The organism is Collinsella sp. HCP28S3_B9, assembly GCF_052066095.1.
Taxonomy (GTDB): Bacteria; Actinomycetota; Coriobacteriia; order Coriobacteriales; family Coriobacteriaceae; genus Collinsella.
In genome coordinates, this window is the sequence record NZ_JBQHST010000013.1 from 46,254 (window position 1) to 54,746 (window position 8,493).

General features: G+C 61.1%; 8 protein-coding genes and 1 tRNA gene. 3 read left to right on the top strand and 6 right to left on the bottom strand.

Going from position 1 to position 8,493, the window contains the following annotated elements; genetic code table 11:
- Window position 1: 1 nt before the first annotated feature.
- The 5 genes from rdgB to ACTNBB_RS04635 form a co-directional block, all read right to left on the bottom strand.
- On the bottom strand, window positions 2-643 hold the full coding sequence (gene rdgB / locus ACTNBB_RS04615) for an RdgB/HAM1 family non-canonical purine NTP pyrophosphatase (protein ID WP_118206636.1): 642 nt from the start codon (window positions 641-643) through the stop codon (window positions 2-4).
- Between the two features lie 142 nt (window positions 644-785).
- Window positions 786-1,511 carry a ribonuclease PH gene (gene rph, locus ACTNBB_RS04620; protein ID WP_117799672.1) on the bottom strand — a complete coding sequence of 242 codons (726 nt, stop codon included), beginning with the start codon at window positions 1,509-1,511 and terminating at the stop codon, window positions 786-788.
- A gap of 53 nt (window positions 1,512-1,564) precedes the next feature.
- Window positions 1,565-2,449, bottom strand: coding sequence for a glutamate racemase (gene murI / locus ACTNBB_RS04625; protein ID WP_117769301.1), 885 nt, complete (start codon window positions 2,447-2,449; stop codon window positions 1,565-1,567).
- A gap of 53 nt (window positions 2,450-2,502) precedes the next feature.
- Window positions 2,503-3,414, bottom strand: a complete 912-nt coding sequence (locus tag ACTNBB_RS04630) for an HAD family hydrolase (RefSeq protein WP_427747684.1) — start codon at window positions 3,412-3,414, stop codon at window positions 2,503-2,505.
- A gap of 131 nt (window positions 3,415-3,545) precedes the next feature.
- Entirely contained in the window at window positions 3,546-5,063 is a 1,518-nt protein-coding gene (locus ACTNBB_RS04635) for a Mur ligase family protein (protein WP_441056821.1), read from the bottom strand.
- A 202-nt stretch (window positions 5,064-5,265) separates the two neighbouring features.
- Between ACTNBB_RS04635 and ACTNBB_RS04640 the strand changes: the two genes are divergently transcribed.
- The 3 genes from ACTNBB_RS04640 (at window position 5,266) to ACTNBB_RS04650 (ending at window position 7,686) form a co-directional block, all read left to right on the top strand.
- A complete protein-coding gene (locus ACTNBB_RS04640; RefSeq protein WP_441056823.1) occupies window positions 5,266-5,481 on the top strand; it encodes a hypothetical protein in 216 nt (71 codons plus the stop codon).
- Window positions 5,482-5,684: 203 nt separating this feature from the next.
- Window positions 5,685-7,553, top strand: a complete 1,869-nt coding sequence (asnB, locus tag ACTNBB_RS04645) for an asparagine synthase (glutamine-hydrolyzing) (RefSeq protein WP_441056825.1) — start codon at window positions 5,685-5,687, stop codon at window positions 7,551-7,553.
- Window positions 7,554-7,610: 57 nt separating this feature from the next.
- A tRNA-Val gene (locus ACTNBB_RS04650) sits at window positions 7,611-7,686 on the top strand.
- Between the two features lie 273 nt (window positions 7,687-7,959).
- Here the strand turns inward: ACTNBB_RS04650 and ACTNBB_RS04655 are convergent.
- On the bottom strand, window positions 7,960-8,493 hold a 534-nt coding region (locus ACTNBB_RS04655; RefSeq protein ID WP_441056827.1), incomplete at its 5' end, for a transposase.

The window sequence follows — 8,493 nt, forward strand, 5'->3', positions numbered from 1 at the left end:
CCTACTCCTCGCCCGTGAGTTTGGCGGACAGGTGCTCGAGTGCATGGAAACGATGGCTGATGGCGTTCTTCTCGTCCGCTGTGAGCTCGGCCATAGTCTTGCCCGGCGTATCGACCGGCAGGAACAGCGGGTCGTAGCCAAAGCCGTGGTCGCCGCGGCCCTCGTGTGCGATAACGCCCTCGCAGGCACCCTCGCCATAGGTGACCAGGCCGTCTTGGTCGATGAGCGCAACGACGCTCATAAAGCGTGCGGTGCGATCCTCGTCTGCCACGCCTTCCAGATTAACGAGAAGTTTGGCATTGTTGGCGGCATCATCGCCGTGTACGCCCGCATAACGCGCGCTATACACACCCGGCTCACCGTCCAGCGCGTCGACGACCAAGCCGGAATCGTCGGCGATGGCCATAAGGCCCGTCTCCTCGACCGCAGCCTGCGCCTTGATGATGGCGTTCTCCAAAAACGTCGTGCCGTTTTCCTCGGGGTCCTCAAAATCGCCCAGCTGGCCGAGCGCCACAAAGCGCACCTCGGGCATGACCTTGCCCAAAATGGCCTCGATCTCGGTGAGCTTATGGGCGTTACCCGTGGCCACAACAATGGTCGCCGCCGGGTCGAGGGTGTCGATGTCAATCTTCTCAAGTGCCATAGCTGGCCTCCTTGTCTCTTATAGCAATGCCGTGTAGAGGACGACGAGGGCCTCGGCCTCTCCCCTCTCAATCAACGGCAGTCTTATACTTCGGCGTTTTCGCAGATTAAACCTGCCAAAATCAACATCACCTTTTGGCAGGTTAGGCGAGGGCTTGACGCTGAAGCTCGATGAGCTCGGCGATGCCCTTGTCGCCCAGATCGAGCAGGGCGTTGAGACGCTTGCGGTCGAAGGGCGCCTGCTCGCCGGTACCCTGGAGCTCGATCATCTCGCCGGAGTCGGTGGCGACGAGGTTCATGTCGACCTCAGCGTGGCTGTCCTCGGAATAATCCAAGTCGAGCAGGGTGTTGCCGTCGACGACGCCCATGGAAATAGCGGCAACCTGACCGGTAAGCGGAATGCGCTCGAGCTTGCCCGCCTCGACCCACATGGCAAGGGCGTCGTGCAGCGCCACCCAGGCGCCGGTGATGCTCGCCGTACGCGTGCCGCCATCGGCCTGGATCACATCGCAGTCAACGGTAACGGTGTACTCGCCGAGCGCCTTCATGTTGACGACGGTGCGCAGGCTGCGGCCGATCAAGCGCTCGATCTCCATGGAACGGCCCTTTCGGTTGGCATGTTCGCGCTTGCAGCGCTTGCCGGTCGACGCCGGCAGCATCGCATATTCCGCCGTTACCCAACCGGCCTTGGCGCCCTTGCGCCAGCCCGGAACGCCCTCCTCGATGGTGGCGGCGCACAGCACGCGCGTGTCGCCAAACTCTGCCAGGCACGAGCCGTGGGCGTGCTTCATGACGCCGCGGGTGAGCTTAACGGGACGCAGCTCGTTTGCGGCGCGGCCGTTGGCGCGATTGACCTGCATATATTCCATGGAACTATCCTTTCGGCAAAAGATGTGGCGAAGACTCCGGCGACATTGCGTGCCTAACCGAGTTCGTCGATATCGACATGCTCGATGCTTTTGAGCGGCTGGCCAAAGATAAAGCTGCCCGCCACCGCAAACTCGGCAATGTTGTCGGACGTGGTGGCAAAGCGATGCTGCGGCTCGGCGGTGTTGCCCGCCAGCTGCTCACGGCGCGTGAGGATATCGGTCAGCTCGCGGGTGGTCTCCTCGGCGGAGCTCACCACGCGCACCCCGGGCCCCAACGCATGACGGATGGGGCCCACCAGCAGCGGAAAGTGCGTACAGCCGAGCACCACGGTATCGATGCCACGATCGTGCAGTGGCTCGACTGTGGCGTTGACCAGCGCGCGAACGGCTGGCGTATCAAAAATATCCTCGTTCTCGAGCCACTGCTCCTGCAGATGCGCGCCCGAGGCGAGCTCGTGCTCGACAACCTCGACAAAGCTCGAGGCAGGGCAGCCATACACGTCCACGCCGGCATCCAAGTCCTGGATGGCGCGCGTGTAGGCGCCCGAGCGGATGGTGAGGTTGGTGGCGAGCACGCCCACACGGCGCGTGCGGGTGCTGTTGATGGCGGCACGCGCGCCCGGCGCGATTACGCCAATCACGGGGACATCGAGCACCTGCTGAGCCAGGCGAAGCGCCGCTGCCGTCGCCGTATTGCAGGCGATGACCATGATCTTGACGTCGTGTCTCGAAAGCCAGCGCCCCGCCTGTAGCGCAAACGAGCGCACCTCATCCTCGGTGCGGGTGCCGTAAGGGCAGCGCTTGGTATCGCCAAAGTAGTAGACGGACTCGTGCGGAAGCGCCGTCGCAATCGCGCGCGCAACCGTCAAGCCGCCCAGGCCCGAGTCGAACACGCCGATGGGGCGCGTATCACCGGCCAGATTTTCGATATCGGACATTACCTCACCAGATTCTCTCTCGAAAAGATATGGCCAAGCGTAACGGCACTGCGCTATGAACGGGCCGCGACGAGCAGCTCCGCCGTCGCCGCCCAGCCGTCAACGATCCTGCCGCGCGTGACAAAGGCGTTATCGCAGGACGCAAGAAACTCGGACGCGCCGGCGCTGGTCAGACCGTTCTCGACCAGGCAGAACGTGCCCACGTGGTCGGCCATGTAGAAATCAGACTCGGAATCGCCGAGTGCCAGCGTCTCGTCGCGCTCGATGCCCAGACGCTCGCAGAAACGCGCGACCGCCACGCCCTTGTCGAGACCCGACGGATTGATGTTAAAGGCACGACCGTCCTCGACGCGATCGAGCTCGAGGGTCGTCGGCTTGGACAGATGAGTCAAGTGGCCGTTGCAGGCCCAGACCAGACCGCAGCCGGCCTCGTCGAGGATGGCCTGCGCCTCGTCATCGGGAATATCGCCGCGCATGCCGACGGTGACCTCGCGGTACTTATAGCCAGTCGACATGTCGTTGTGGTACTCGATCTTGTGCGGCCAGCGAGCGAGAATCTTCTCGCACACGCCGGTCTGCTCAATCACCTGGTGCGGCGTAAGGCCGCAGGCGGGGTCGTAAGGCATGTCGCCGGTCAGATACTCCCAGTCGTTGGCCTTGAGGTCGTACATGACCAGGCCACCCATCTCGCCAATGTAGGAGTTGAGGCCGAGCACGCGGGCATCTTCGTGGATCATGGTGCGGTTGCGACCCGAGGTGGGAATTACCTGGATGCCAGCGCGGGCAAGCGCCACGACGGCCTCGACGAGCTTGGTCGAGGGATTGCCGTCGTTGTCGCGCAGCACGCACGAGCCGGGCGCGAGCATCGTGGCGTCCAGATCGGTAAAGACGTACTTGACCTTAGCAAGGCGCTCGCGCATCTCGCCCGAAAGCTCGGCAACGGTCGGCAGGGTGTTGTGGGACATGGTCACTCCATTTATTACGTAGGAAAAGACTTAATCTTGGTACCGCGTTTTCCCTAAGGTGAACACGCTTGAGAGGCACTGCATCATCGGGCGTCGATGATTCGCAAACGCCATCCTAAAGGCAGCAGCGCCTAGGCGTCGTACGCCGCAAGGATGCGCTTGAGAACCGAGCCATCACGCTCGCAGGGCTCGGGTCCGTTCTTGCGCAGCATGCACTCCTCCTCGCCCTTGCCGGTCACGATAACCACGGCGGGGCGGTCGGTCTCGCGCACGGCTGTCTCGATAGCGGCGGGGCGGTCGCACACGATCTGCCAGCTATCGTTTCCCTGCGCCTGGATATTGCGCGCAATCTCGGCGCAGATGTCCTCGACGTTCTCGGGGCCCGGGTCATCCTCGGTAATCACGATGCGATCGGCGTACTTGCCGGCAGCGATACCCATCGTAGTACGGCGATCGACACCCTTGCCTCCCGTTGCACCAAAGACAACCGCCAGCTCGCGCTCGGGATAGTTCTCGCGCAGGTCGCGCAAAAGCGTCTCGAGGCTCATGCCGTTGTGCGCATAGTCAACGACGCCCAAAATCTTGCCCGATGCAGACGGATAGAGCTCCATGCGACCGGGAACAAAGACGCCCTCAAAGCCATGGACGATGCCCTCTTCGGAAATGCCGAGGGCCTCGGCGCAGGCAATGGCGGCAAGCGCATTGGACACGTTGAACTTGACGGGCGTGGGGATCACGATGTCACGCGTAAAGCGCGGCGTGCGGACCGTGGCGATCACGCCGCAATCGCCGTTGCGAATGGCCAACGCACGCACGTCGGCGCGTCCATCGGTCAGCGAGAACGTCACCGTGCGCTCGCAGCGGGACGCCGCCTCGAGCACGCGGTCGACGTGGTCCATATCGAGGTTGACCACGGCAAAGCGGCTCTGCGAAAAAATCTTGAGCTTGCTGGCAAAGTAATCCTCGAGCGTGGGGTGCTCGATCGGCGAGATATGGTCCTCACCGATATTGGTAAAGGCGCCCACTTCAAAGTCAATCTTGCCCGTACGCTCGTATTTGAGGCCCTGGCTCGACGCCTCCATGACCAGCCACGGAGCGCCCGCCTCGGCGGCATGTGCGATACGCGACTGCAAAAGGAAGGACTCGGGGGTCGTTAGCTTAGAAGGACCGGCCTCGATACCGTCATCGAACTCGATACCCGTGTTGAGGGCTGGTCGATGACGGCCCGTGAGCTTAGCCTCGTTGGCAAGAATGCCACGCAGATAAAAGCTGCAGGTCGACTTGCCCTTGGTGCCCGTAAAAGCGCAGACCTTCACCTTGCCCGAGGGATGACCGTAATAGGCGTCCGCCACCACAGCGAGCGTGCGGCGGATATCGTTGACGATCACAGCGGGAATATCGACGTCGTAATCAACCTCGGACACGTACGCCACGGCGCCTTCGGCAATCGCCGAGACCAGATACTCGGGCTTGAACGCACGGCCCTTGCAGACAAACAATGTGCCCGGACGTACCTGGCGCGAGTCGTCGGTCGCAAACTCGATGCGCTGGTCGCAAAGAGTATCCGGCTTGGAAACAACAAGGGCCTCGGCCTCGAGCAGCTCCACATAGCGCATCAAAGCCAGCTTCTCCTTCGTCGTACCCGACATATAACGACCTTTCTCGCTAAACCTAACCTTAAAAGAGCAAAAACCGTCCCAGATGAATCCGGTCGCGCCCCTGTATTATCAACCATCCTAATATGCCACCTGACCTTGCGAGTGTCTCAGCACCCTAAAAACTTGCAAGGACCAGCGCACGGTTAATTCGAAATAACAAAACCCCCGCCCTACAAATGCGCGCGATGCGGGGATGACCAGTGAGTTTGTCATGCTCTACAAGGACACGTCGCTGCTTTCGAGCGTCGGCGTCATGGAACTCATGCTGTTCTCCAAAAACCTCACGGCCACCACGGGCAACATCACACCCTACATTTGCGCCGCACCCTACTATCTGGTTGTGACGATTCCGCTCATCCACGTCGTCACCAAGGTAGAGCACCGCCTTGCCAAGCGCGGCAAGCGCTAGCCCCTCTCGCGCTCTCGCACACAGCAATCGTCGCAGTCACGGCCCGCCGCTTCACCCAACGTGCGGGCCGTGGTTTTTCGGTCCCCTCGGCGCTTATGCCCCATCACGAAGCAAAAGATTGGCATGATAGTAAGGATTGATTGATATCGACTGCTGCAAACCTTGCGGCAGCGCACCTAAGCCGTCAGCAGAAAGGATCTTGCATGTGCGGTTTTGTCGGTTTTACCGGTACAGATGAACAGAGTGAGCTGGTTCTCACGGCCATGATGAATCGCATCATCCATCGCGGGCCGGATATGGGTGGCCAGCACATCGTCGATAACGTCGCCCTCGGCTTCCGCCGTCTTTCGATTCTCGACCTTTCCGAGGCTGGCGCTCAGCCCATGTCGAGCGATGACGGCAAGGTCACCATCGTCTTCAACGGCGAGATCTACAACTTCCAGGAGCTTCGCGCCGAGCTCGAGGCTGCCGGCTACGTCTTCCACTGCAACGCCGACACCGAGGTCCTGGTGCACGGCTACGAGGCGTGGGGCGAGGACCTGGTCAACCGCCTGCGCGGCATGTATGCGTTCGTGATTCACGACCAGAACAGGAACAAGCTCTTCGGCGCCCGTGACATCTTTGGCATCAAGCCGTTCTATTACTACCGGGCCTCCGACGGCTCGCTGCTGTTTGGCTCCGAGATCAAGAGCTTCCTGGACCACCCCAAGTTTGAGAAGGCCGTCAACCGCGACGCGCTGCGTCCCTACCTCACGCTGCAGTTCCCTGCCACGGAGGAGACGTTCTTTAAGGGCGTGTTCAAGCTTGCCCCCGCGCATTGCTTTACGTACGACCTTACGACCAAAACTATGGATATCAAGCGCTACTGGAGCTGCGACTTTACCGATGACAATTCCAAGAGCTTCGAGGAGTACGTGGACGAGTGCGACAAGGTCGTGCACGAGAGCGTTGCCGCGCACCGCATCGCCGATGTTAAAGTTGGCTCGTTCCTCTCCGGCGGCGTCGACTCCAGCTACATTGCCGCCTGCCTCATGCCCGACACCACGTATTCCGTCGGCTTTGACTACAAGAACTTCAACGAGACCAACTACGCCGCCGAGCTTTCCGACAAGCTTGGCATTAAGAACGTGCGCAAGATGATCACCGCCGACGAGTTCTTCGACGCGCTACCCGATATCCAGTACCACATGGACGAGCCGCAATCGAACCTCTCCAGCGTACCGCTGTACTATCTGGCACAGATGGCCGCCGAGGAAGTTACCGTCGTCCTTTCGGGCGAGGGCGCCGACGAGCTGTTTGCCGGCTACGAGTGGTACGAGGACACCCCCGAGATGCGATCCTTCAAGAAGCGCGTGCCGCTCGGCGTGCGCCGTGCCCTGGGCTCGCTCGTTCAGCATCTCCCCTACTTTAAGGGTCACAACTTCCTGACCAAGTGCGCCGAGGTCCCCGAGCGCTGGTACGTGGGCCAGGCAAAGGTGTTCGACCCGTCCGAGGTTGACGAGGTTCTCAAGCCAGCTTACGACACCGGCAAGAACGCCTCCGAAATGTGCGCAGAGTACTACAAGCAGGTCCCCGACTGCTGCGAGCTCTCTAAGAAGCAATATCTGGATATGAACATGTGGCTTCCGGGCGACATTCTGCTCAAGGCAGACAAGATGTGCATGGCACACTCCCTGGAGCTCCGCGTTCCGTTCCTGGACAAAAAGGTCATGGAGTTCGCCGAGCATATTCCCGCCAACTACCGTGTCAACGAAGAGGGCTGCAAGCTTGTCCTGCGCCACGCCGCCAATCGCACGCTGCCCGATGAGTGGGCAACACGCAAGAAGGTTGGCTTCCCGGTGCCAGTTAAGTTCTGGCTGCGCGAGCAGAAATACTACGACTACGTCAAGGAGTACTTCACCGCACCGTGGGCTGCCGATTTCTTTGACACCGATGCGCTCATGAAGCTGCTCGACGATCACTTTGAGGGCCGCGCGCTCAACCAGCGCAAGATCTATACCACGCTGACGTTCCTCATTTGGTACAAGCGCTTCTTTATCGACGAGAACAAGGGCACCGAAGTCTCCGCTTAGATTTCGTTATGAATTAGCGGTGAACCCCGCAGGGTTTCCGCTATACTCAATTCCCGCGGGCGATTGGCGCAACGGTTAGCGCAGGTGCTTTACACGCACAAGGCTGGGGGTTCGAATCCCTCATCGCCCACCACTGAATTGGAAACGGTCCTCGCAAGGGGACCGTTTTTGTTTGCGCCCGTTGCATGGGATTCGAACCCGCAAGGGTGCGGAGCTGAGGAAACGCGAAGCGTTTTCCAGCGCAGCACGCGAGGAGCGGAGCGACGAAGCGGGGCGCGGGCGGCGCCAGCCGCACGCGGACATCCCTCATCGCCCACCACTGAATTGGAAACGGTCCTCGCAAGGGGACCGGTACCGTCAAGATTCTTTCGCAAATTGATTTAGCCGTCTCCGGCCCCGTCCTCTTCTAGCCCTCCGTCTTTCCCCTCAGCTCGTCCATCTCCTCCAGCTTCGACATGTCCAAGTACCTCCTCTTGCCCCACTCGTGCTCCACTATGTACTTCAGCCTCGCCGTCACCAACATGAGGGCCGAATTGCCGTCTGGGAAGGTCCCGACGACCCTCGTCCTCCTCCTGATCTCGCGGTTGATGCGCTCGATCCCGTTGTTCGTCCTGATCCGGCGCCAGTGCTCCGGCGGGAATTCCGTGTAGGCAAGCGTCTCGGCGAACCCGTCGCGCACCGTCCTCGCGGCCGCCCCGAGCCTCATCGACTCCAGCTCCTCCGCCACCTCCTCGGCCTTTCTGGCGCATGCCTCGCGCGATTCCTGCGCGTGGATCGCCTTCAGCATGCGCGCCGCGGCCTTCCGCCTGGTCACGGGAACCCTTCCCAACACGTTGCGGTAGAAATGCACCGTGCAGCGCTGGTAGCGGGCCCCGGGGAACACCTCCTCGAGCGCACCGAGCATCCCCGCGCACTTGTCGCCGGTGACGAGCCGCACGCC